The 22,094-nt window shown below is 63.8% G+C and carries 20 protein-coding genes; 11 read left to right on the forward strand and 9 right to left on the reverse strand.

Features of this window, described 5'->3' with window-relative positions; genetic code table 11:
• The 4 genes from FJV80_RS00005 to FJV80_RS00020 form a co-directional block, all read left to right on the forward strand.
• The coding region (locus tag FJV80_RS00005) for an ATP-binding cassette domain-containing protein (protein WP_142875218.1) at positions 1-1,109 on the forward strand (1,109 nt) is incomplete at its 5' end.
• Positions 1,106-2,143: an ABC transporter permease gene (locus FJV80_RS00010; RefSeq protein ID WP_095771316.1), complete on the forward strand. Its 1,038-nt coding sequence runs from the start codon at positions 1,106-1,108 to the stop codon at positions 2,141-2,143. The genes FJV80_RS00005 and FJV80_RS00010, both read left to right, overlap by 4 nt.
• Positions 2,140-3,033, forward strand: a complete 894-nt coding sequence (locus FJV80_RS00015; protein WP_095786823.1) for an ABC transporter permease — start codon at positions 2,140-2,142, stop codon at positions 3,031-3,033. Before FJV80_RS00010 ends, FJV80_RS00015 begins: the two co-directional genes overlap by 4 nt.
• A gap of 9 nt (positions 3,034-3,042) precedes the next feature.
• A complete protein-coding gene (locus FJV80_RS00020) occupies positions 3,043-4,572 on the forward strand; it encodes an amidohydrolase (protein ID WP_142875219.1) in 1,530 nt (509 codons plus the stop codon).
• Here the strand turns inward: FJV80_RS00020 and atzF are convergent.
• Genes atzF through FJV80_RS00060 form a run of 8 tightly spaced genes read right to left on the reverse strand, consistent with a single transcriptional unit; the run spans position 4,520 to position 12,883 of the window.
• Entirely contained in the window at positions 4,520-6,415 is a 1,896-nt protein-coding gene (atzF, locus tag FJV80_RS00025) for an allophanate hydrolase (protein WP_095771313.1), read from the reverse strand. The genes FJV80_RS00020 and atzF overlap by 53 nt on opposite strands.
• Complete coding sequence (locus tag FJV80_RS00030) at positions 6,412-6,762, reverse strand: cupin domain-containing protein (protein ID WP_095771312.1); 351 nt, start codon at positions 6,760-6,762, stop codon at positions 6,412-6,414. The genes atzF and FJV80_RS00030 overlap by 4 nt, the downstream gene beginning before the upstream one ends.
• Positions 6,755-7,423 carry an isochorismatase family cysteine hydrolase gene (locus tag FJV80_RS00035; RefSeq protein ID WP_095771311.1) on the reverse strand — a complete coding sequence of 223 codons (669 nt, stop codon included), beginning with the start codon at positions 7,421-7,423 and terminating at the stop codon, positions 6,755-6,757. Before FJV80_RS00035 ends, FJV80_RS00030 begins: the two co-directional genes overlap by 8 nt.
• Complete coding sequence (locus FJV80_RS00040) at positions 7,423-8,955, reverse strand: ABC transporter ATP-binding protein (protein WP_142875220.1); 1,533 nt, start codon at positions 8,953-8,955, stop codon at positions 7,423-7,425. The genes FJV80_RS00035 and FJV80_RS00040 overlap by 1 nt, the downstream gene beginning before the upstream one ends.
• A 10-nt stretch (positions 8,956-8,965) precedes the next feature.
• The gene (locus FJV80_RS00045; protein WP_095771309.1) at positions 8,966-9,667 is read right to left on the reverse strand and encodes an isochorismatase family cysteine hydrolase; all 702 of its coding nucleotides are present in this window, start codon (positions 9,665-9,667) and stop codon (positions 8,966-8,968) included.
• Between the two features lie 14 nt (positions 9,668-9,681).
• Positions 9,682-10,608 (reverse strand): ABC transporter permease, encoded by a 927-nt coding sequence (locus FJV80_RS00050; protein WP_142875506.1) that lies wholly within the window; start codon positions 10,606-10,608, stop codon positions 9,682-9,684.
• Positions 10,608-11,696: an ABC transporter permease gene (locus tag FJV80_RS00055; protein ID WP_246688885.1), complete on the reverse strand. Its 1,089-nt coding sequence runs from the start codon at positions 11,694-11,696 to the stop codon at positions 10,608-10,610. The genes FJV80_RS00050 and FJV80_RS00055 overlap by 1 nt, the downstream gene beginning before the upstream one ends.
• Before the next feature lie 59 nt (positions 11,697-11,755).
• On the reverse strand, positions 11,756-12,883 hold the full coding sequence (locus tag FJV80_RS00060; RefSeq protein ID WP_142875222.1) for a BMP family ABC transporter substrate-binding protein: 1,128 nt from the start codon (positions 12,881-12,883) through the stop codon (positions 11,756-11,758).
• Between the two features lie 323 nt (positions 12,884-13,206).
• Between FJV80_RS00060 and FJV80_RS00065 the strand changes: the two genes are divergently transcribed.
• Positions 13,207-13,863 carry a GntR family transcriptional regulator gene (locus tag FJV80_RS00065; protein WP_245318061.1) on the forward strand — a complete coding sequence of 219 codons (657 nt, stop codon included), beginning with the start codon at positions 13,207-13,209 and terminating at the stop codon, positions 13,861-13,863.
• Positions 13,864-14,036: 173 nt separating this feature from the next.
• On the opposite strand, the gene FJV80_RS00070 is transcribed toward FJV80_RS00065, so the two are convergent.
• A complete protein-coding gene (locus FJV80_RS00070; protein ID WP_095771304.1) occupies positions 14,037-15,176 on the reverse strand; it encodes a mandelate racemase/muconate lactonizing enzyme family protein in 1,140 nt (379 codons plus the stop codon).
• A 67-nt stretch (positions 15,177-15,243) separates the two neighbouring features.
• On the opposite strand from FJV80_RS00070, the gene FJV80_RS00075 reads away from it, so the two are divergent.
• The 6 genes from FJV80_RS00075 to FJV80_RS00100 all read left to right on the forward strand — a co-directional run bounded on the left by FJV80_RS00075 (position 15,244) and on the right by FJV80_RS00100 (position 22,091).
• Positions 15,244-15,945 carry a GntR family transcriptional regulator gene (locus FJV80_RS00075; RefSeq protein WP_142875223.1) on the forward strand — a complete coding sequence of 234 codons (702 nt, stop codon included), beginning with the start codon at positions 15,244-15,246 and terminating at the stop codon, positions 15,943-15,945.
• Between the two features lie 126 nt (positions 15,946-16,071).
• A complete protein-coding gene (locus FJV80_RS00080; protein ID WP_095771302.1) occupies positions 16,072-17,310 on the forward strand; it encodes a sugar ABC transporter substrate-binding protein in 1,239 nt (412 codons plus the stop codon).
• A 107-nt stretch (positions 17,311-17,417) separates the two neighbouring features.
• Entirely contained in the window at positions 17,418-18,320 is a 903-nt protein-coding gene (locus FJV80_RS00085) for a sugar ABC transporter permease (protein ID WP_245318043.1), read from the forward strand.
• Positions 18,313-19,158 carry a carbohydrate ABC transporter permease gene (locus FJV80_RS00090; RefSeq protein WP_095771300.1) on the forward strand — a complete coding sequence of 282 codons (846 nt, stop codon included), beginning with the start codon at positions 18,313-18,315 and terminating at the stop codon, positions 19,156-19,158. The genes FJV80_RS00085 and FJV80_RS00090 overlap by 8 nt, the downstream gene beginning before the upstream one ends.
• 10 nt (positions 19,159-19,168) lie before the next feature.
• Positions 19,169-20,248 (forward strand): sn-glycerol-3-phosphate ABC transporter ATP-binding protein UgpC, encoded by a 1,080-nt coding sequence (gene ugpC, locus FJV80_RS00095; RefSeq protein WP_142875224.1) that lies wholly within the window; start codon positions 19,169-19,171, stop codon positions 20,246-20,248.
• Between the two features lie 223 nt (positions 20,249-20,471).
• Positions 20,472-22,091: a GMC family oxidoreductase gene (locus tag FJV80_RS00100; RefSeq protein ID WP_095786810.1), complete on the forward strand. Its 1,620-nt coding sequence runs from the start codon at positions 20,472-20,474 to the stop codon at positions 22,089-22,091.
• Positions 22,092-22,094: the final 3 nt, after the last annotated feature.

Consider the following 22,094-nt stretch of genomic DNA (forward strand, 5'->3'; position numbering starts at 1 on the left):
TCGCCCGCGCGTTGGTCGCCGACGCTAGGGTTCTGATCCTCGACGAGCCGACGGCGGTGCTTTCGCCTTCCGGAATCGAGATGCTGTTCGAGCGGGTGCGCAAGCTCAGGGATCGCGGCGTCACCGTGATCCTCATCCTGCACAAGATACGCGAGGTGCTGGCGATTGCCGATACGGTCAGCGTGCTGCGCGGCGGCAGGCTTGTCGACGGGCCGGCGGCCTGCGCCGAGATCGGCGCCAAGCGTCTTGCCGAGATGATCGTCGGCCCGGCCGTCGCCAGGACCCTGGCGCCGGGTGATGCCGACGCGGCGACCGGCCGAGGCGCACCAGCCGCGCACACGGCGAACCACCACACTCCGGCCGATGCTGGGCTGGTCCTCGACATGCGCGGCGTCTCCACGCTGAGCGACGCCGAAGGGCCTGCCCTGCGCGATCTTTCGCTCACAATCAAGGCCGGCGAGATCGTCGGCATTGCAGGCGTCGAGGGCAACGGCCAGCGAACGCTGGTGCGCGCCATCGCTGATCTTGTCGACGCGATGCACGGCACACTCGCCGTGGGCGGGGTCGATGTCACGGCCGCACCGCTGGCGCGCCGCCGCGCCGCCGGCCTGCGCATCATTCCATTCGAGCGCAACACTGAGGGCTTGAGCCTTTCGAGCAGCCTGTGGGAGAACTGGTCGGCGCGCGAATTGCTGCAATCGCGCTTGCTGAGCGCCATCAATCCGGCGCGGCTGAAAAAGCGCTGTGACGAGGCGCTTCAAGCATGGAGCGTGCACTATGCGACCACCGGCCAGCAAGCGGGTTCACTGTCGGGCGGCAACGCTCAGAAGGTGATCCTGGCGCGCGAGGTCGATGCCGACGCCAAGCTGATCATCGCCGCGCAGCCGACGAGAGGTCTCGACATCGGCGCGACAGCCTTTGTCTGGCAATCGCTGCGAGAGGCACGCGACCGCGGCTGCGGCGTGCTCTTGATCTCCTCGGACCTCGACGAGCTCTTCGACATCAGCGACCGGGTCGTCGTCATGCTGTCGGGAGAGGTCGCCGGCACATTTTCGGCGCCCTACCGGATCGGCGCCGTCGGCGCGGCCATGACAGGGGTTTCCCAATGACGGGCAAATTCGTTTCGGTCTTGCGTGGGCTGATCTTCATCGTTATCGCCCTGGCGCTGTGCGGCGTCATTTTCCAGTTCGCCGGCTATTCGGCGCTCGGCATGTTCCACAGTGTCGCCGAAGGCGCGTTCTTCCGCCCGGGCGCATGGCAGCAGAGCCTGCGTTGGGCGCTGCCGCTGTTCATCACCGCCGCCGGTGTCGGCATTTCTTTCCGCGCCGGCTATTTCAACATCGGCGCGCAGGGCCAGTTCTACCTCGGCGCCATCTGTGCCGCTTTCATGGCCGAGTGGCTCAACGGCGCGCCCGCCTTCGTTGTCATTCCGGCCTGCTTTGCAGCCGGCATGACAGGTGGGGCGCTCTGGGCCCTGTGGCCGGGACTGCTGCGCCTGCAGTCCGGCACCGACGAAGTGATCACCACTCTGATGGGCAATTTCCTCGCTGGGCTGTTGCTGGTCTATGTCACCGCCGGCCCGCTGAAGGACCCGTCAGGTTCGGGTCAGCAGGCCTCCAGCCGGCCGCTCGCGGCTGCCTATCGCATTTCGGATTCGCTGGGTCTGTCGCCGACCATTATCGTGATCGCCGCGCTGGTCGCGGTGGCGATGTGGCTGCTGGTCAATCGCACCGCCTTCGGCGTTCTGGCCAGCCTTGCCGGGCGTAACCCGACCATGGTGCAGTGGCAGGGCGCAACGGTCTGGCGTTTGGGGCTTTCGAGCTTTCTGATCTCCGGTGCCCTGGCGGGCCTCGCCGGCACCATCGAGTTCATGGGCCCCAACGGCCGTCTGGCCGGCGGGTTCCTGCCGACCCACGGCTTCACCGCTATCCTGATCGCGCTGGTGGCCAATCTGTCGGTGGTGGGTACGGCCTTCGTCTCGGTGTTCTTCGGCGGGCTTGCCTCGGCCGCGCTTTATCTGCCGATCATGGCAGGGCTGCCCTCGGCGGCCATCGAGATCATCAACGCCGCGATTGCGCTTTTCATTACTGCCAAATCCGGCTTCGTCGACCGCCTCCTGGCGATCGGGAGGAGATCGGCATGAACGACATCATAGTCGCCATCCTGCGTTCCGGCACGCCGCTCATCTATGTCACCATGGCGGGCGTCGTGGCCCAGCGCGCCGGCATATGGAATCTCGGCCTCGAGGGATTGATGATCATCGGCGCATGTGCGGCGATTGTCGGCATCGTGCTGACCGGCTCGTTCGCGTTGGCGATGCTGATTGCCATCATCCTGTGCGTGCTCGCCTCGGTGCTGCTGTGGTTCGTCATCGAAAAGCTCAAGGCCAATCCGATCATCGCAGGCCTTGGATTGACCGGCTTCGGCCTCGGCGGCACGTCGCTTGCCGTCCAGGCCATCTTCGGCAGCCAGGCCGCCGTCACGGCCCCCTTCGGCGTGCCCAAGCTTGGCCCGGCTTTTGGACCTTTCGGGGTGCTGTCGATCTTCGTGCTGGCGATGCCCTTCGCGGTTTTCGCCATGTGGGTTCTGTTGCGGCGCACGCGCTTCGGTTTGCGGCTGGCGGCTTCGGGCGAGCACCCCTTTGCAGCCCGCAGCGTCGGCGCCAATCCCTCGCGCATGCGACTTGCAGCGTTGATCATTGGCGGGGTGCTTTGCGCCATTGGTGGCGCCGAACTGGCGGCTGGCAGTTTGCAGATCTACGCCCAGAACATGACGGCGGGACGCGGCTTCATGGCTTTCGCCGCGGTTATTTTCGGGGCAGCGCATCCGATCGGTTCCGCATTTGCCGCGCTGTTCTTCTCCGTGGTCGGCGCCCTCGGCATTCGCGCCCAGTTGCTGTTCGGTGATGCTGTTCCGCATGACCTGCTTTTGGCCTTGCCTTATATCGCGACGGTGTTCGGCGTCTGGCTCAGCGGCAAGCTGCGCGGAGGGCGCAAGGCCGCCACGGGCTTCGCTGAACTGCGCGATTACTAGGACACGCATATGCAAACGCTGATCCGCAACGCCACGCTTCTGACCATGGACGGGCCCGACGGGGCCCTTCCATTTGCCGGCGACATCCTCATCGACGGCGCCACCATCACCGCCATCGGCAAGAACCTGGCTGCTGCCCCCGACGCACGGATCATCGAGGGGCAGGGCAAGCTGGTGATGCCGGGGCTCATCAACGCCCACACCCATTCCAGCGAGACCTTCCTGCGCGGCCGCTACAAGAACATGCCGCTCGAAGTCTGGCTGCTCTACGCCTATCCACTGCTGATGGGCCCGGCGATCGCGCCGCGTCTGCTCTACCTGCGCACACTACTGCTGGCCATGGAGTCGCTGCGCAACGGCGTGACGACCCTGTGCGACGATTTCTTCGATCCGCCAGCGCATGATCTCGAGCGTCTCGGCACCGTGTTCAGGGCCTACAGGGACGCCGGCATTCGCGCCAATGTGTCGAGCGCGGTGATGAACGTGCACACGCTCGATGCGCTGCCCTATGCGCGCGAAGTCCTGCCGCAGGCGTTACAGGACAAGCTCGATTTCGGGCCGCCCGTCAGCGCCCAAACCTATGTCGACTATTGTCGCTCGGCCTTTTCGTCGCTGCATGGCATGGCCGGCCGTCTCAACTTCATGATCGCGCCGTCTGCGCCGCAACGCTGCACGCCCGACCTGCTGGTCGCCTGTCACGATCTGGCGCTGAAAATGCGGGTGCCGCTACACACCCACGTGCTTGAAACCAAGACCCAGGCGATCACCGGGCACCTGATGTTCGGCAAGACCCTTGTCGCTTGCATGCACGAACTCGGCGTGCTCGGCCGCAACACCACCATCGCCCATTCGGTCTGGGTTACCGACGAAGATATGGAACTGATGGGTGCGGCAGGATGCTCGATCGCCCACAATGCCGTTTCCAATCAGAAGCTCGGCGCCGGCATCGCGCCGATCCGCCGCCTGATGGATGCCGGCGTCACGGTGGCGCTCGGCACCGACGGCGTGTCGTCCAACGATACCGCCCGCATCTTCGACGTGATGCGGGTTGCCGGTCTCATCCACAGTGCCTCGGGGCCTGACTATGCAACATGGATTCCAGCCGCCGACATTCTTCGCATGGCGACAATCAATGGCGCCCGCAGTGCCATGCTGGAGGACGCTACCGGCTCGCTCGCCGTGGGCAAGGCGGCGGACCTGATCGTGATCGATCTCGACACCTATGCGTTTATGCCGCTCAACGACATAGACAAGCATCTGGTGTTTTCGGAGAACGGATCGTCGATCGAGATGGTCATGGTGGCCGGCGAAATCGTCATGCGCGACGGCCGCCTGACCACCGTCGACGAGACCGCGATCTTTGCCGAAATCCGAGAGACGGTGCCCGCTTTTTTAGCCGAGCACGCTGAGCTCGAACGGCTCAACAGTGTGTTCGATCCCTACTTTGCCGAAATCCACCGCCGCGCGTCGCAGGAGAATCTGGGGTTCAACCGCTATGCTGGCGACGAGCCGCCCTGGAACTTCTCGAACTGGCGCTAACAGCTGGGGTGTGGGCGACGGGGCAGTGATCGCTTTGGTCTGCTATGTTCTTGCTGGGGCTGACGAAGCGGCGCCAGCCGCCGAAGGACGAGATGTCGGACGCACCGCTGAGGCCAGCGGTTTCGACCAGGAAGCCCTTGGCCGAACTGCCGTCCTCGAGCTCGATGGTCCCGATGCCGAGCGGTGGCGGGATAGCCGCGACGAAGCGGCCGAAGGCATCCGCCGAGAGTCGCCAGACTTCGACCTCGACGGTTGCGCCGCCCTCGGCGACACGGAGCAGCCCCGGCTTGGGCACGGACTGGCCAGCCAGCGCATAGAGCCTGTAGGCGGCGGATGTCTTTGCCGAGCGCGAAAACCGTGCGCCGAGCTGGCTCAGTTGGCCGTTGAGCGGCATCCCCGAAAGATGCGCGCCAACAACCACGAGATCGATCATGCCATCATCTGCTGATGAAGCTGCAGGCAGAAAACCCGGCTGCTGCCAGCCGGTTGCGCCGAGCGAAAGGCCGCTCGCCGCATGCAGGTCGCGGGCGAGCGCCGCTGTCAGCGCATCGCGGCCGGCCGGCGCCAGCAAGGTGACGCTCATCGGCAGGCCGTCATCGCGCTTGCCTGTCGGCACGGCGATGCCACACATGTCGAGCAGGTTGACGAAATTGGTGTAGGTGCCGAGGCGGCTGTTGGTCTCGATCGGATCGGCGAGCACGGCGGCGGTGGTGTAGTGCGTCGGCGCGGTCGGCACGCAGAACAGGTCGACCGAGGCAATGACCGGGGCGAGCTTGGCCTTGTAGGCCTGCAAGGCATAGAGGCCGCGGAAGGCGTCCGCCGCCGATAACTTCCTAGCGGCGCCGAGGATCTTGCGCGTCACCGGATGCATGGCGGCTTCGTTGACTTCCATGAAATCGCGGATCGCGGCATAGCGTTCGGCCACCCAGGCGCCCTCATAGAGAAGGTTGGCGGTGGCGTAGAAATCGGCGAACGGGATTTCGACCAGCCGGCAGCCGAACCGCGACAGCATGGCAAGCGAGGCCTCGAAGCCGACCTGCATCGCCGCATCGCCGAAGAATTTCCGGTCGGCTTTTGCCGGGATGCCGACGTTCAGCACCGGCGGGCGGGCGGCGAGCGGCTGGACGGCAATGTCGCGCGAATAGGGATCGGCCGCATCGCGCGCAGCTGCGACGGAGAACACCAGATAGGCGTCGTCGACGGTCAGCGCGAACACCGAGACGCAGTCGAGCGTGCGGCAGGCCGGCACGACGCCGGCCGTCGACAGCGCACCGACGGTCGGCTTCAGCCCGACGATGTTGTTGAGGCCGGCCGGGATGCGGCCGGAGCCGGCGGTGTCGGTGCCGAGCGCGAAGGAGACGATGCCGCGCGCCGTCGCCACCGCCGACCCCGAGGAGGAGCCGCCCGGCACCAGCTCCGCGTCGATGGCGTTGCGCGGGATCGGCCAGGGCGTGCGGACGCCGACGAGGCCGGTGGCGAACTGGTCGAGGTTGGACTTGCCGACGACGAGCGCGCCGGCGGCCCTGAGCCGCGCCACTACGGTGGCGTCACTGTCGGGCCAGTAGGTGTATTCGGCGCAGGCCGCCGTCGTCGGCATGCCGGCGACGTCGATGTTGTCCTTGACGGCGACGGGAATGCCCCAGAGCGGTTTCCCCAGCGGGTCGAACGGGCCGAGCGCTTCGGCCGCCGCAAGCAGATCCGCCCTCGCGGCGAGATGGATGAAGATGCCCGGATCATCAGCCGTCTCGATGCGGGCATGGATCGTGGCGATCACATCGCCAACGCTGACGCCGTTCCGATAGGCCGCGTGCAGGCTCGCTATGTCGAAGTGGATGTCGCTCATCTCGTCTCCCCCAGAATGATCACCGGCAGGTCCCACTGGATCAGCACGACGCAGCCGTCCTTCGTCCACACCGAATGCTCGGTCCCGACCGGATTGAGGATCACGCTGCCGGCAGGATAGTCACCGTTCTCGTCGCTCTGGATGCCTTCCAGCACGACGATGGTCTCCAGCCCGGCATGGCGGTGGCGTGGCACGCCGGCGCCAGGCTGGTAGCTGAGGATGGCGACCGAGGGTTCGACCGGTCCGCCCTTGAGCAGCCAGTGCACCCTGATGCCGTCGCGGAAATGCTCGAGCGCCAGATCGCGCCAGCCGCCGTCGAGCAGGCCGGCAAAGGCAAGATTAGGCATGGGCAATTCCCTCGAGCACCTGGTCGGTCGTTGCCGTCCAGCCAACGATGGCGCCCTGCGCCCTGATCATGGCGATTGCCGCCGCCTTGAACTCGGGAAAATAACTTTCCGTCGCGTCCTCGGCGAGCAGGCACTCATAGCCGCGATCGTTGGCCTCGCGCATCGTCGTCTGCACGCAAACTTCGGTCGTCACGCCGGCAAAGACGAGTTGGCGGGCGCCGATCCACTTGAGGTCGTTGCCGAGGCTGGTCGCATAGAAGGCGCCCTTGCCGGGCTTCTCGATGACGATCTCGCCGGGCAAGGGCGCAAGCTCGTCGAGGATCGCGGTGCCGGGTTCGCCCGCGATCAGTAGACGTCCCATCGGGCCCATATCGCCGATGCGGATCGACGGATTGCCACGGTCGCGCTTGGCCGGCGGCAGGTCCGAAAGGTCGGGCCTATGGCACTCCATGGTGTGGATCACCGGCAGGCCGGCGGCGCGAAAGCCTTCGATCAGCCGCTTCACTGTCGGCACGATCGCGGTCACGCGACCGACGTCGTTGCCGAGACTGGCGCCGAAGCCGCCGGGCTCGGCGAAGTCTCGCTGCATGTCGATGACCATCAGAGCCATGGTCTGCGGCTTGAAGGTGAAGGAAAACGGCAGCGCATCGATTTCCGCCATCAGTGATGTCCCGCCATGTGTTCGCCGATGGTCTGCACGCTGGCCTGCGCGATCGGCGTCTCATAGACCAGTGCGCCGTCCGACATGACGAAGATGCGGTCGGACAGTTCGAGCAGTTCGTCGAGGTCTTCCGACATCAGGAGCACGGCGGCACCCGCATTGCGCGCCTTCATGATGCGGGCGCGGATTTCGGCCACCGCCGAGAAGTCGAGGCCGAAGCACGGGTTGGAGACGATCAGCAGATCGACTTCGCCGGTCAGTTCCCTCGCGAGCACGGCACGCTGCACATTGCCGCCCGACAGCGAAGCGATTGGCGAGGCAAGCGAGGCGGTCTTGACCTTGAACTGTTCGACCAGCCTGGCGCTGAATGCCTTGATGGCGCCGGCGCTGATCCAGCTTACCGGCTTGCCGTTGCTGTCGATGTCGAAGGTGCGGAAAGAAATGTTCTCAGCCACCGTCATCTTCGGCGCGCAGGCGTTTTTCAGCGGCTCTTCCGGGATGAGGCGGACGTTGAGCGTCCGCGCCTCGGCACGCGTCGCCGCATAGGGGGTGCCGCGCACCATGACTTCGCCGGTATCGCGCGGGCGCTGTCCGGCCAGCACTTCGAGGAATTCCTTCTGGCCGTTGCCGGAAATGCCGGCGATGCCGACGATCTCGCCGGAGCGCACGCCGAGATCCTCAATGCGGATAGACTTCAGCCCGGTGCGGTCCGGCGCCTTCAGCGATCTGACCTTGAGCACGATCTCGGCATCGGGTTTCGGCGCGGCACGGCTGTCGAGCACAGCGATCGGCTGATCGCCGATCATCATCGCTGCCATCGTCCTGTGGTCGAGGTCGGTGACGCGGCCCGTTCCCGTCAGCTTGCCTTTGCGCAGCACGCTGACATCGTCGGCGAAGGCCGTCACCTCGTGGAATTTGTGCGAGATCATCAACACGGTGAGTTCGCCGGCCCTGGTCATGTCGCGCACCAGCCCCAGCACCTCCTGCGCCTCGATGGGCGTCAGCACCGAGGTGGGCTCGTCCAACACCAGGAAGGAGCGGCCGAGATAAAGCTGCTTGATGATCTCCAGCTTCTGCTTCTCGCCGGCCGCGAGTTCGGCCACCTTGACGTCGAGCGGCAGCTTGAACGGCATGCGATCCATGAACACGGCAAGGTCGCCGCGCTCCTTGCGCCAGTCGATCACACCGGGCACCTTTTCGCGCGAGATGACCAGGTTCTCCGCCCCGGTCAGCGACGGCACAAGTGTGAAATGCTGGTAGACCATGCCGAGGCCGAGCGCCGATGCGTCCCTGGGGCTGGCGATCGCCACCTCGCGGCCGTCGACCAGCATATCGCCGGCGGTCGGGCGATAAAAACCCATCATGCATTTGACCAGCGTCGACTTGCCGGCGCCGTTCTCGCCGAGCAGCGCGTGGAAGGAGCCGGCCGGCACCTTGACCGAGACATCGCCCAGTGCCGTGAGGGCGCCGAAACGCATGGTCATGCCGATGGTCTCGACGCCGACGGCCTTGTTGCCGGTGATCACGCTCATCCTGGTTCCCTTACGGCAGCTGCGCGACGAAAGATGTCGAGTTCGACACCGCGCCGAAGACGCCGCCCTGCATCTTGATCATCTTGATCGCGGCGAGATGATTGCCGTAATCGGTCGCCCCGCAGCAATCCTCCAGGATCACGCATTCGAAGCCGCGGTCGTTGGCTTCGCGCATGGTGGTGTGGACACACACATCGGTGGTGATGCCGGTAAGCACGATATTGTCTATGCCGCGCTGATTGAGGATCAGTTCCAGGTCTGTGGCACAGAACGAGCCCTTGCCGGGCTTATCGATGATCGGCTCGCCCTGGATCGGATAGAGGTCGGGGATGATGTCCCAGCCCGGCTCGCCGCGCACCAGGATGCGCCCGCAGGGGCCGGGGTCGCCAATGCCGGCATTGATGCGGCGCGAGCGCCAGCGCTTGTTGGCGGGCAGATCGGCAAGGTCGGGCCGATGGCCCTCGCGGGTGTGGATGACGGTGTAGCCTTTCGCGCGCATGGCCGAGAGCACCGACTTGATTGGCTCGATCGGCGCGCGCACCAGCGACAGGTCGTAGCCCATATGATCGACATAGCCGCCCGGTCCGCAGAAATCGGTCTGCATGTCGATGATGATCAACGCCGTGTTGTCGGGGCGAAGTTCGCCATTGTAGGGCCATGGATACGGGTCGGCGTCGATATAGCGCTGGGTGATTTCGGCTCTGGCGTTCATGGCAAAAACTCCAGTTATTTGGTGATCGACAATTCGCCCGGCGCACCGGCAAGCGAACGGGTCGGCGACGAGGTGGCGACCATGATGATGAGGGTGAGGATGTAGGGGGCGGCGTAGAACAGGTAGTACCCTTGCGTGACGCCGACCGACTGCAGCGCCGGTCCGAGCGCGCCGGCGCCCCCGAACAGAAGGGCGGCGGCAAAGCAACCGAGCGGATTCCAGCGCGCGAAGATGACCAGCGCCACCGCCATCAGCCCCTGGCCGGACGAGATGCGCTCGGTCCAGCTGCCGGGGTAGTAGAGCGACAGATAGGCGCCGCCGATGCCGGCCAGCGCGCCGCCGACGCCGGTGGCGACGAGGCGCACCGTATTAGGGTTGAGGCCCATGGCGCGCGCGGCGTCGGAACTGTCGCCGACGACGCGCACGATAAGGCCGGCGCGGGTGTTGCGGAAGGCCCACCACAGGACGAGCGAAAGTGCCGCCCCGATCAGGAACAGGACGTTGACGTCGAGTGCCGCCTGCACCTGCGGAATATCGGACCAGGCGCCGAAGGGAATGGCCGGAAGGTTGGGCGCCTTAGGCTTGATGAACGGCTTGCCGAAGAAGAAGGCGAGCCCCGAGCCGAACAGCATCAGCGCGATGCCGATGGCGATGTCGTTGACTTTCGGGAATTTGCAGATCCAGCCATGGAGCAGGCCGAAGCAAAGGCCAGCGGCCGAGGCTGCCAGCAGACCGAGCCATGGCGAGTTGGTCATGACCGCGACTGCATATGCGGTCATGGCGCCGAAGACGAGCGTGCCTTCGAGCCCCAGATTGATGCGGCCGGAGCGCTCGGTGATGGCCTCGCCCAGCGAGACGAAGATGAAGGGCGTCGACACGCGTATGGCGCCGCCGAGAATGGCGAGTGGCACGCCCCAGAGGCCGATCTCGGTCGCATCCATCACGAGGCCCTCTGCCACAAATCGGGATTGAAGGCCTTGAAGCGGCCGTACAAGGTTTCGCTGAACAGGATGACGATGAAGAGCATGCCTTGCAGAACCAGCACGGTGGCGTCGGGCAGGTCCATGCGGCGCTGGATCAGCCCGCCTGACGCGTCGATGCCGCCAAGCAAGATGGCGACCGGGATGATGGCCAGCGGGTTGTGGCGGGCGAGGAAGGCGACGAGGATGCCGGTGTAGCCATAGCCGGCGGCGAGCGAGCCGTTGGCGCTGCCTTGTACGGCAGCGACTTCCAGCATGCCGGCAAGACCGGCCAAGCCGCCGGCAAGCGCGGTAAAGCCGACGATGAGCGGTCCGACGGCCAGCCCCTGCACCTGCGCTGCCCTGACATTGCCGCCGGCGATACGAGCGGCAAAGCCCCAGCGGGTCTTTTCGATCAGCACCCAGCAGAGCACGCAGGCGACGACGCCGACAGCAAGCCCCCAATGCACCTCCATGCCTGGAATGTTGCCGATGCGGTAGATATCGGCGAGCGGCTGGGTCGATGGCTTGTTGAGCGAGGCCGGGTCGCGCAACGGCCCTTCGACCAACTGGTTCATCAGGGCGATGGCGATGTAGGCCATCAGCAGGCTGGAGATGGTTTCGTTGACAGCCCGGTAGTGGCGAAGCGCGCCGACGGCACCGATCCAGATGCCGCCGGCGGCCATGCCCGCCGCGCCCATGGCAAGAATGACGATGAAAGAAGGCGCGCCGCTCAACGCGACGCCGATGGCAGCCGCGCCGACGCCGCCGAGCACGATGGCGCCCTCGCCGCCGATGACGACGAGGCCAAGCCGCGCCGGCAGCGCCACACAGAGCGCCGCGAGCAGGAGCGGTGCAGCGCGCGACAGCGAGTTCTGGATGGAGAACCACGAGCCGAAGCCGCCGCGCCACATGGTTTCATAGAGCAGGACCGGCGACTTGCCGACCAGGGCGATGAAGAGGCTGAACAGGACCATGCCGACGACCAGCGCCGCGAGCGGAATAACGAAAGCTTCCGCCCGCCTGGCGATCCACTCGAGCGTCGCCGGATAGCCCCTGGCGCCGAGCATGGCCGGCGCCTCCGCACTGCTGACCGTATCCGTCATGGTCCCCGTCTCCGCGCTCGGCTTCAGGCGGTCGAGCCGACGACGCCCTCGACCAGATAGTCCATGCTTTCGAGCTCAATGGCGGTCTCGGCGAAGGCCTGGCCTGCCGTCGCCACCACGGCGCCCTTGTTGCTGTTCAGCGGGCCCTTGATGACGGAGAAGCCGCCCTTCATCATTTCGGCCAGGGTGGCGTCGAACTGCTTGCGAGCCGCCTCGCCGACGGCGGGACCGAGTGGGCTCATCTTGACGAAGCCGTCGGCCAGTCCGCCGCGGGTGAAATTGGGCAGCGGCATGCCAGCAGTCAGGTCGTCGACGAACATCTTGTAGACCTTGGCCCAGTTCCATTCCGCGCCGGTGAGGTATTTCTCCGGCGCCAGCGGGCTCTGGTTGGCGTGGTAGCCGCAGACGAAGGCGCCGCGCCCGGCCGCCGTCTCGACCACCACTTTCGGGCTGTCGACATGGCAGGTGATGACGTCGGCGCCCTGATCGACCAGCGCGTTGGTGGCTTCCGCCTCCTTGACCGCCAGTGACCACTCGCCGGTGAAGATGACCTGGCAGGTGATCGTCGGGTCGACCGAGCGCGCGCCGAGCAGGAAGGAGTTGATGTTGAGCAGCACCTGCGGAATGGGCTTGGCGGCGACGAAACCGAGCTTCTTGCTCTTCGAGGTGTGGCCGGCGACGACGCCGTTGAGATACTGGCCCATGCCGATATAGCCGAAATATGAGCCGGCATTCATCGGGTGCTTGGCCTTGTCCCACATGCCGCCGCAATGGCGGAACTGCACGTCGGGGAATTTCGCGCACATCGCCAGCATGTGCGGATCGAAATAGCCGAAGGAGGTCGGGAAGATCAGCGAGGCGCCGTCGAGATTGATCATCGATTCCATCGTCTTCTGGACATCGACTGTTTCCGGCACGTTCTCCTCCTCGACGACGGTGATGCCCTCGATGCCCTTCAGCGCCGCCGCGCCCTCGGCATGCGCCTGGTTGTAGCCATAGTCGTCCCTCGGTCCGACATAGATGAAGCCGACGGTGGCGGCAGCGGCGAAGGCACGGCTGATCGGAAAGGATGCCGAGGCCAGGCCGAGTGCGGCTCCCGCGGCGGAGACTTTGAGCAGTTGGCGGCGGTTAAGCATGAATCTGTCGGTCATAGTGAATGCTCCCCTTTAGGACCCTTTTCCGGGTCGGTTAACATGCCGTCAAGAAAGTGCATGCAATCACTGTGCCAGTTTGTGAATTGAAATTTATTCAATAAAATCAATTATCACATCGAAGGCTTGTGCTCATGCTTGAGGCAATTGCATGCACTTTTTGCTTTTAAAGTAGCCAATTTGACAGGCAGATTAAAATAGAGGCATAGAGGGTATATCCGAGTTGAAAGGCCAACGAGTCGGCGGACTCCACGAGAAGACGCGACGGAGGAAACTTGTCGGGGAAGCGCAGCTTGATCAGGTCGGGCACGACCGTGGATCAGATGGTCCGGGCGATCGGCGACCGGATCGTCACCGGCTACCTGCGCCCCGGCGAAAAACTGGACGAGACCTCGCTCGCCGCCCGCTTCGACGTATCACGCACCCCGGTCAGGGAGGCGCTCGGCCAGCTCAGCGCCATGGGCCTGGTCGAGAGGCGGCCCAACAGGGGCGCTATCGTTGCCGTCGTGACGCAGGAGCATCTCGCCTCGATGTTCGAGAGCATGGCCGAACTGGAAGCGATCTGCGCGCGCTTCTCGGCCGAGCGCATGACCAGCAGCGAACGTCGCGGGCTCGAGATCGAGCACCAGGGTTCGGCGCGGATGGTGCAACTGGGCGCGGAGGAGGACTATGAGTATTTCAACACCGAGTTCCATAGCCGGCTTTATCGTGGCGCCCACAATACGCATATCCACGATCTCACCGTGATGACCCGCAGCCGGTTGGCACCCTTCCGCCGCGCGCAGTTCATGCTGCCCGGACGGCTGGCCAAATCCTGGCAGGAACACGACCTAATCGTCACCGCGATCCTGCGTGGCGACGGCGCCGCCGCCGGTAAAGCGGCGCGGGACCACGTTTCCATCGTCAGCGAGGCGAGCGCCGTCTTTGCCGTCGGTGACCAGCCGAAAGCCGCAAGCACGACGCCAGTCACCGCCGACTGAGAAACCACCTGTTGCAGCAGCGGCACATAGCGCCGAAGACACGGATTTGGCACGAAGAAGGCATAGGGCCGCTAAGTTTGATCCTTTGGCTGTCGCGGAACCATACGGAGCGATACGGGAAGATTTCTGGTGGGCCGACCGCCTCGGCCCTGGTCTGGGCTTCAGCTTCTCTACTACTTCACGGGAAGGCGTGGATTATCCGGCGCGGCGCCGAGTTCCGACCGTGCCAGGCGCCTTGGCCTGATCCATTCGCCGCGCGCCTTTTCCGATAGGACCAATCCATGGCCTGGCCGATTGGGCGCATAGGCGTAGCCGTCCCGGATCTCGATAGGCTGTTGCACCAGATGATCGAAGTTCTGAAATGAATATTCCAGCCATTCGACCTCGGGAAGCGCGGCCGCCATATGCACGCCGACCTCCAGGAACGTGTTGCCGATGCTGATCGGTATCCCGAGTTCGGCGGCCAGCCAGCCGATGCGCATGACGTCCGTCACCTGACCATGGACATTCAAGATATCGGCCGCATGGGCTTCCAGGAGCAGCCGCTTGCCCTGTAGATCCAGATACTCGCCGCTGTTGATCTGGGTCCATGTGACGGCATGCCTGAGTGTTCGCAACCCTTCATGGTCGTGACGCAGGATCGGATCCTCGACCCACAGAAGTTCGTGGCCGGCCTCGCGGATCGCCACCAATTTTGTGAGCGCCTCCTTCGAGCTCCAGGCCTCGTTCGGATCGATCATGATTTTGGACCCGGCCGGGACACAGGTCTTCAACAGTTCCAGACGCCGCAGATCGCGGTCGAAATCCCGGTGGCCGACCTTGATCTTGAAAGCCGAGTAGCCAATCGACACCGCGTGGGAGAACAGCGAGACGAAGGCTTCGTCGTCGAGGTGAAAATCGAGGCCGCTGGCATAGGCCTTCACCCGGTTGCGGCGACTGCCGAGCAAGACATGAAGGGGCAGGCCAGCTTCCTTGGCCGCAAGATCCCAGAGCGCCACCTGAACCGCTTCGTGAAAGGGCAGGGAGTAAGCCCGCTGATTGCCGCCGCGCGGGCGGTGCACACGGTGGACCAGGGCGATCGCCCTGTTGCCCTTCAGGCTCGGCCAAACCTCATGTTCGAAAACGCTCTCGATCTCCTGCTGATCAGGCAGTGGATTGAAGAGCGTCTGGATGAATCCCAGCCCCACCTCGCCACTTTCGGAAACGAGTTCCAGCGCGGCGACGTTGACATCGTCCGACCGAACCTGGCTGTCCCCGATTACCCGGTCGCGGGCGAACTGAAATCGGGTTATACGAAAATGTGAAAGGCTCATCACAGGGGCTTTCTGATCGGTTACTATATCAAACTGATCTATCAGATGGCATCTTACTACCGGACCAATGGAGGTGCCGCAAGTGGCGGGCAAGGCAAAAACTGACTCTTCTCCCCTCGTGGCGGCCGCCCGCATGAGCGATGTCGCCTATGAGCGAATCCTGGAGGGCTTGTTCGACCGGCGCGTTCCGGCCGGGGCATTCATTTCGCAAAACGAGTTGTCCGCGATCGTCGACGTGCCCGTTGCTCCGCTTCGCGACGCCCTGCGTGTTCTTGAAGCGGAAGGGATCCTGACCATCCATCCGCGCTCCGGCATCCAGTTCATCAGGCCCGGACTGGAGCTTACGCGCGCCACCTACCAATTCCGCTCCATCATTGAGCGCGCGGCGGTCCGCGTCTTTGCCGAACAGGGCGATGAAGCCGTCATGAATGCCTTGGAAATCCGGCATTCCAGGCTGCTTCGGCGCATCGAGCGCGATGGCCTCGGAAAGGAGCAACTGGAGGAGATGGATGCGCTGGAGGGAGAGTTGCACGGCGCGGTCATCGCCGCACTGCGCAATCCCCTGATCGACAGCACCTACCGGCGCATGCACAATTATCTGCGTCTGCTGCGGCTCGACAGGAAGATCACGACACCCATCATGGTCCGGACGCTCAAGGAGCACCTCGACATCCTCGAAGCTTGCGGCACAAGGAATGCCGACGCCGCCGAGGCAAAACTGCAGGCGCATTTCCAGGCGGCGATGCAGCGAAGCCTGGGTCTCGTCTGACAGGTCAACGGTGATCCGTCGCTTAGTCCAGTTGCGCGCCGGGCGGTTGCATGGTGTGGCAAAGGATGCTACCCAACCTTCAACTGATCGATCAGATTGATTATCTGATATCTTGGAGGAGATCGCATGCAGTTGAACAAGAGGCAGTTTCTCATGGGTTCGGCGGCCCTGGCGATGGCAGGGCATATCGGCGGCGCCCGTGCCGCGAGTGCCATCAGTTACTGGCACCATTTCACCAGCCAGTCGGAAATGGCCAGCCTGCTGAAGATTATCGCATTGTTTCAGGCGGCGAATGCCGATGTGGCGGTGACGCAGGAGAATATCCCGAATTCCGAATATATGGCGAAGGTCTCTTCGGCTGTGTTGGCCGGTGGCCGTCCGGATACTGCCATGGTGATCGCCGAGCGTTTCGCCGATCTTACCGCGATGGACGGGTTGATCGATCTTACCGAGCGGGTGAACGGGTGGAAGGGCAAGGCCAATTTCCCCGAAGATCGCTGGACCGGGCTCTCCAGCAATGGCGCCATCTATGCGGTTCCCGCCTTCGCCTTCGTCGACTGGATGTACTACCGCGCCGACTATTTCGAGGAAGCCGGGCTGGCGGGTCCGCCTCGGAATTTCGACGAATTCCTGAGCGCTTGCCGCAAGCTGACCGACCCCTCGAAGGGTAGGTATGCCTTCGGCATGCGCGCCGGCGCCGGCGGTTTCAAATATGTTATCGATGTCATGGAGGCGTTCGGCTCGCCGATCGTCAAGGATGGGCAGCCAGCCATCGACAGGGCCGCGGCGATCGAGGCGATAACGTTCTATTCCGATCTCTTCCTGAAGGAAAAGGTCGTGCCGCCGAGCGCGCCCAACGACAGCTACCGCCAGATCATGGAGGGCTTCCGCACCGGGCAGACGGCAATGGTGTGGCACCACACCGGTTCGCTGAATGAAATCTCGGCCGCGATGAAGCAGGGCAAACAATTCTCGACGGCACCCATGCCGGCCGGTCCGAAGGCGCATGTCGCTCGCGTTGCCTACGCCGGCAATGGCATCATGAAGGAAGACAATATAGAGGCCGCCTGGCGCTGGGTGAGTTTCTGGGGCCAGACCGATGCTGCCCTGACCTTGCTCGAAGGCACAGGCTATTTCCCGGCCTCGGCCGCTGCCCTGCAAGATCCGCGGATCACCGGCAATCCAATCTATCACGCGGCGGTCGAAACGCTGGAGTTCGGACGTCTGCCGAACAATTTCGTGGGCGCGGCGGGTTGGTCCGAAAATGTCGTCAACCCGGCTTTCCAAGCGGTGCTCACGGGTCAGTCGACACCGGAACAGGCTGTGGACCGTATGATCCAAGGCCTCGAAGCTGCCCTTCGCTGATACATCCCTGCACGGCCTGCTCCGGCGTGCGGCCATGCTCTGAACGCAACGGGACGATGCTTTCGCATCGCGCATCCATGACATCAAGCTCGAGCGGATATCGGCCCTTGCGGGCTGTCGGCGAACTGTCCGAGACCCGGTACTGGATGTATTTGCTGCTCCTTCCCAGCCTCGTCATGATCCTCCTGGTGATCGCCTATCCGACGCTCTACGGCATGGCCATCAGTATTCGCGAGATGCGTCTGACGCGTCCCGGGCTTGGTGGCTGGGTCGGCTTCAAACATTATGCGGGAATGTGGTCCGATCCTGTCTTCTGGATCGCCCTGAAGAATACGGTCGTGTGGGTCACCGCGGCCGTCGTGCTGGAACTGGCGCTCGGCCTTCTCGCCGCGACAGCCCTCAACAGGGATCTGCCGGGCACGAAGATCTTTGCCGTGCTGATCCTGCTTCCCTATTTCCTGCCCAACGTCGTGGCGGGTCATATGTGGGCCCTGCTGCTCGATCCGAGGCTTGGGGTCATCAACGATCTTCTTGTTCGCGCGGGCGTCCTGCAGACCTACAAGGCATGGTTCGCGGATCCCAATACCGCGCTTGCGGCGACTGTCCTTGTCGAGGCGTGGCACGGATTTCCATTCTTCGCGCTGCTGTTGCTCGCGGGCCTGAAGAGCATTCCCGAAGACCTCTACAAGGCAGCCGCGGTGGATGGCGCGGGCGTCGCCGCGCAACTCAGGCTGATCACCTTGCCCATGCTCAGGACCGTGATTGCGGCGGCGGTGATCCTGCGCGTCATCGGGCTGGTCAATTCGCCCGATCTGCTCCTCATTCTCACCGGTGGCGGACCGGGAGACGCCACGCAGGTCCTGTCGCTATACGCCTTCCAGACCGCCTACAAGGAATTCAATTTCGGCTACGCATCCGCCCTGTCGGTGGTGATGTTCGTGATCCTGATGATCTTCGCGGCGGCATATATCCGCCTGTCCAGGATCACCAAGGGAGAGGGCGATGATTGAAAGCAAGCGCCGCCGGCGGTTGATCGCCAACATCGCCACCTACTTCGTCCTCGCGACCCTGTCGATGTTCTGCATCGGTCCGATGATCTGGATGTTCCTGACATCGCTCAAATATGAGGCCGACATCGTCACCCAGACCATGCAGTACATACCGAGGCGCGTCACCTTCGACAATTACGTAGCGATCTGGACGCAGTCCAGCTTCCCGCGACTGATAGCCAACAGCCTGGTCGTCACCTTCCTGACAGTGACGATCTGCGTCGCCACGGGTACGCTTGCCGCCTATGCATTTTCACGCTTCGCTTTTCGCGGCCGAACGCAGCTCATGCTCGGTTATCTCGTCGTGCGCATGTTCCCCGCGGTGATGATGATCATTCCCCTTTATGTCGTCATGCGCGGCGTCGGTCTCGTCGACAGCCGTTTCGGACTTGCACTTGCCTATACGAGTTTCCTTCTGCCGCTGTTCGTGTGGATGCTCAAAGGTTTCTTTGATTCCGCACCCAAGGAACTCGAGAGCGCGGCGCGCATCGACGGCTCGACAAGGCTTGGCGCCATGGTCCGTATCGTCATGCCGCTGGCGCGCAACGGCCTGGTGGCAAGTTCGGTGTTCATTGCCATCGCTGCCTGGAACGAGTTCCTGTTCGCCCTGATGCTGACAACAGGGCAGGGATCCCGCACCTGGCCCGTGGGCCTGCAGTTGATGGTCGGCGAGTTCCAGCTTCCATGGGGTGTCCTGGCGGCAGGCGGCATTCTCAGCATCCTGCCTGTCATCGTCCTCTTCGCCATCGTCCAGCGAACCATGGTTCAGGGGCTGACCGCGGGCGCCATCAAAGGTTAGGAGTATTCGCATGGCGACACTTTCCATCAAGGACGTGCGCAAATCCTATGGCTCCGTGCAGGTCCTTCACGGGGTCGATATCGAGCTCGAGGACGGAGGCTTTCTGGTTCTGCTCGGGCCGTCGGGATGCGGCAAGTCGACCCTGCTCAACATGATTGCGGGCCTGGACGACACGTCCGGCGGCGACATCCTGATCGGCGGACGCTCGGTTGTGGATCTCGCGCCCAAGGATCGCAATATCGCGATGGTGTTCCAGTCCTACGCACTTTACCCTACCATGTCGGTGGAGAGAAATATCGGCTTCGGATTGGAAATGCGTGGCGTGGACGCCGATCAGCGCAAGCGCGCCGTCGACGACGCGGCGCGGCTGCTGCAGATTTCGCATCTGCTCGACCGACGCCCTGCCAATCTTTCGGGAGGACAGCGGCAGCGCGTTGCAATGGGGCGGGCGATCGTGCGCGACCCGGAGCTGTTCCTTTTTGACGAGCCGCTTTCCAATCTCGATGCAAAGCTTCGTGTGGAAATGCGCACGGAGATCAAGCGCCTGCATGAGCGTCTCGGCACGAGCATCGTCTATGTGACGCACGATCAGATCGAGGCGATGACGCTGGCCACCAAGGTGGCGGTGATGAAGGGCGGCCACATCCAACAGTTTGCCGATCCTCGCACCATCTATGAACGGCCCGCCAACGTGTTCGTCGCAAGTTTCATCGGATCGCCGGCGATGAACTTCCTGCCCGGGCGCCTGGTCTCGGACGCCAACGGCGTGCGTTTCGCAGCAGGCGGCGTGTCGGTCGCATTGCAGGCCGGCAAGCGGCCGGTTGATTCCCAGCGCCCTGTGATCCTGGGCATAAGGCCTGAAGAACTGAAGGTGGCCGGGCGCAATGAAGCTTCGGTCACCGGGGTGATCGATGTCGTGGAGCCTACAGGGCCGGAAACCATGGTGACGGTGCAGGTTGGCGAACAGTCGATCATCGCCCGCCTGCCGCCGAGGTTTGCAGGCCGGCGAAATGAGCCGATATTCCTTGCCGTCGATCCGGCCAGCGTCAACCTGTTCGACCCCAACAGCGAGCAGCGCATCGATATCTAGACTAGGGGACGGACACCACGGCGCTTCTAGCGCAACGCGGTTTCGGTCATCGGCCAAAGCATAGCCGAAGCCGACATCGATGCCGGCGAGATCGTCGCCATCGGCTGCAGCGGGCATCGGCGGCGGTTGCCGAGGCTTACGCGGGAGGGTATCGCCTGTATGGCGAGATCAACCAGGCGATGATTCCGATGTGGGAGCGCATCGCCGCACGGCAGGCACGCACGTGAGCGAAACTTCATCATCCCCTTTCGGCGATTACGACTACGTCATCGTCGGTGCCGGCTCCGCCGGCTGCGTGCTCGCCAACCGGCTCTCGGCCGATCCGCGCAACCGGGTGCTGCTGCTCGAAGCCGGCGGCAGCGACCGCTATCACTGGGTCGATATCCCGATCGGCTACCTCTTCTGCATGGGCAATCCGCGCACCGACTGGATGATGAAGACCGAACCGGAAGCCGGTCTCAACGGACGCAGCCTCAACTATCCGCGCGGCAAGGTGCTTGGCGGCTGTTCGTCGATCAACGGCATGATCTACATGCGCGGCCAGGCCGCCGACTATGAGGGCTGGCGACAGGCCGGCAATGTCGGCTGGGGTTGGGACGATGTGCTGCCGTATTTCCGCAAGTCGGAAGACTATCACGGCGGCAAGAGCGCCATGCATGGCAGCGGCGGCGAGTGGCGGGTCGAACGGCAGCGTCTGTCCTGGCCGATCCTCGACGCGTTCCGGGACGCCGCCGAGGAACTCGGCATTCCCCGCACCGACGATTTCAACACCGGCACCAATGAAGGCTCGGGCTATTTCGAGGTCAACCAGCGCCAAGGGGTGCGCTGGAACACATCGAAGGCGTTTTTGCGCGGCATTGCGGCGCGTCAGAATCTGCGCGTGGTGACGGGGGCCGAGACCGAACGGCTCGAATTCGACGGCCGGCGCGTCACCGGACTGGTCTTCCGCCAGGGCGACCGCCTGCACAGGGTCAGCGCCGGACAGACGATCCTTGCAGCCGGTGCCATCAACTCGCCGAAGATCCTCGAACTGTCGGGAGTGGGTCGACCCGACCTGCTTTCGAGCATTGGCGTGGATGTTCGACGCGCCTTGCCGGGCGTTGGCGAAAACCTGCAGGATCATCTGCAGATACGCACGGTTTTCAAGGTCGCCAATGCCGCGACGCTCAACCAGCGCTATCACAATCTGATCAGCCGCGCGGCGATGGGGGTGGAATACGCGTTCAAACGCAGCGGGCCGCTGTCGATGGCGCCGAGCCAGCTCGGCATCTTCGCCAGAAGCGATCCTCGGCTCGCAACACCTGATCTGGAATACCATGTGCAACCGCTGAGCACGGACCGCCTGGGCGAGCCGCTGCATCGCTTTCCCGCGGTCACCGTGTCGGTCTGCAATCTGCGTCCGGAAAGCCGTGGCACCGTGCATATGGCATCGTCCGATCCGCGCGAGGCGACGAAGATCCGGCCGAACTATCTCTCCACCGCGGGAGACCGCAGCGTCGCGGTCGCATCGCTGCGCCATGTGCGCAGCCTGATGAAGGCACGGGCCGTGGCACGCTTTGCGCCCGAAGAGATGCTGCCCGGCACGCAATATGACAGCGACGAAGACCTCATCCGCAAGGCCGGCGATATCGGTACGACGATCTTCCACCCCGTCGGCACCTGCAAGATGGGTTCGGACTCGATGGCGGTGGTCGACGACCGGCTACGCGTTCACGGGCTTGCCGGACTGCGCGTGGTCGATGCCTCGATCATGCCAACAATCGTCTCGGGCAACACCAACTCTCCGGTCGTCATGATCGCGGAGAAGGCAGCGGAGATGATCTTGCAGGATCCACGCCGATAGTGC

Source organism: Mesorhizobium sp. WSM4310 (genome assembly GCF_007003935.1).
Taxonomy (GTDB): domain Bacteria; phylum Pseudomonadota; class Alphaproteobacteria; order Rhizobiales; family Rhizobiaceae; genus Mesorhizobium.

Coding starts and splice junctions, on each gene's coding strand:
- atzF (WP_095771313.1), bottom strand. CDS start 6,415: ATGAGCGACATCCACTTCGACATAGCGAGCCTGCACGCGGCCTATCGG.
- FJV80_RS00090 (WP_095771300.1), top strand. CDS start 18,313: ATGATTGAAAGCAAGCGCCGCCGGCGGTTGATCGCCAACATCGCCACC.
- FJV80_RS00020 (WP_142875219.1), top strand. CDS start 3,043: ATGCAAACGCTGATCCGCAACGCCACGCTTCTGACCATGGACGGGCCC.
- FJV80_RS00060 (WP_142875222.1), bottom strand. CDS start 12,883: ATGACCGACAGATTCATGCTTAACCGCCGCCAACTGCTCAAAGTCTCC.
- FJV80_RS00055 (WP_246688885.1), bottom strand. CDS start 11,696: ATGCTCGGCGCCAGGGGCTATCCGGCGACGCTCGAGTGGATCGCCAGG.
- FJV80_RS00080 (WP_095771302.1), top strand. CDS start 16,072: ATGCAGTTGAACAAGAGGCAGTTTCTCATGGGTTCGGCGGCCCTGGCG.
- FJV80_RS00070 (WP_095771304.1), bottom strand. CDS start 15,176: ATGAGCCTTTCACATTTTCGTATAACCCGATTTCAGTTCGCCCGCGAC.
- FJV80_RS00045 (WP_095771309.1), bottom strand. CDS start 9,667: ATGAACGCCAGAGCCGAAATCACCCAGCGCTATATCGACGCCGACCCG.
- FJV80_RS00035 (WP_095771311.1), bottom strand. CDS start 7,423: ATGGCGGAAATCGATGCGCTGCCGTTTTCCTTCACCTTCAAGCCGCAG.
- FJV80_RS00050 (WP_142875506.1), bottom strand. CDS start 10,608: ATGGATGCGACCGAGATCGGCCTCTGGGGCGTGCCACTCGCCATTCTC.
- FJV80_RS00040 (WP_142875220.1), bottom strand. CDS start 8,955: ATGAGCGTGATCACCGGCAACAAGGCCGTCGGCGTCGAGACCATCGGC.
- ugpC (WP_142875224.1), top strand. CDS start 19,169: ATGGCGACACTTTCCATCAAGGACGTGCGCAAATCCTATGGCTCCGTG.
- FJV80_RS00065 (WP_245318061.1), top strand. CDS start 13,207: ATGGTCCGGGCGATCGGCGACCGGATCGTCACCGGCTACCTGCGCCCC.
- FJV80_RS00015 (WP_095786823.1), top strand. CDS start 2,140: ATGAACGACATCATAGTCGCCATCCTGCGTTCCGGCACGCCGCTCATC.
- FJV80_RS00075 (WP_142875223.1), top strand. CDS start 15,244: ATGGAGGTGCCGCAAGTGGCGGGCAAGGCAAAAACTGACTCTTCTCCC.
- FJV80_RS00010 (WP_095771316.1), top strand. CDS start 1,106: ATGACGGGCAAATTCGTTTCGGTCTTGCGTGGGCTGATCTTCATCGTT.
- FJV80_RS00030 (WP_095771312.1), bottom strand. CDS start 6,762: ATGCCTAATCTTGCCTTTGCCGGCCTGCTCGACGGCGGCTGGCGCGAT.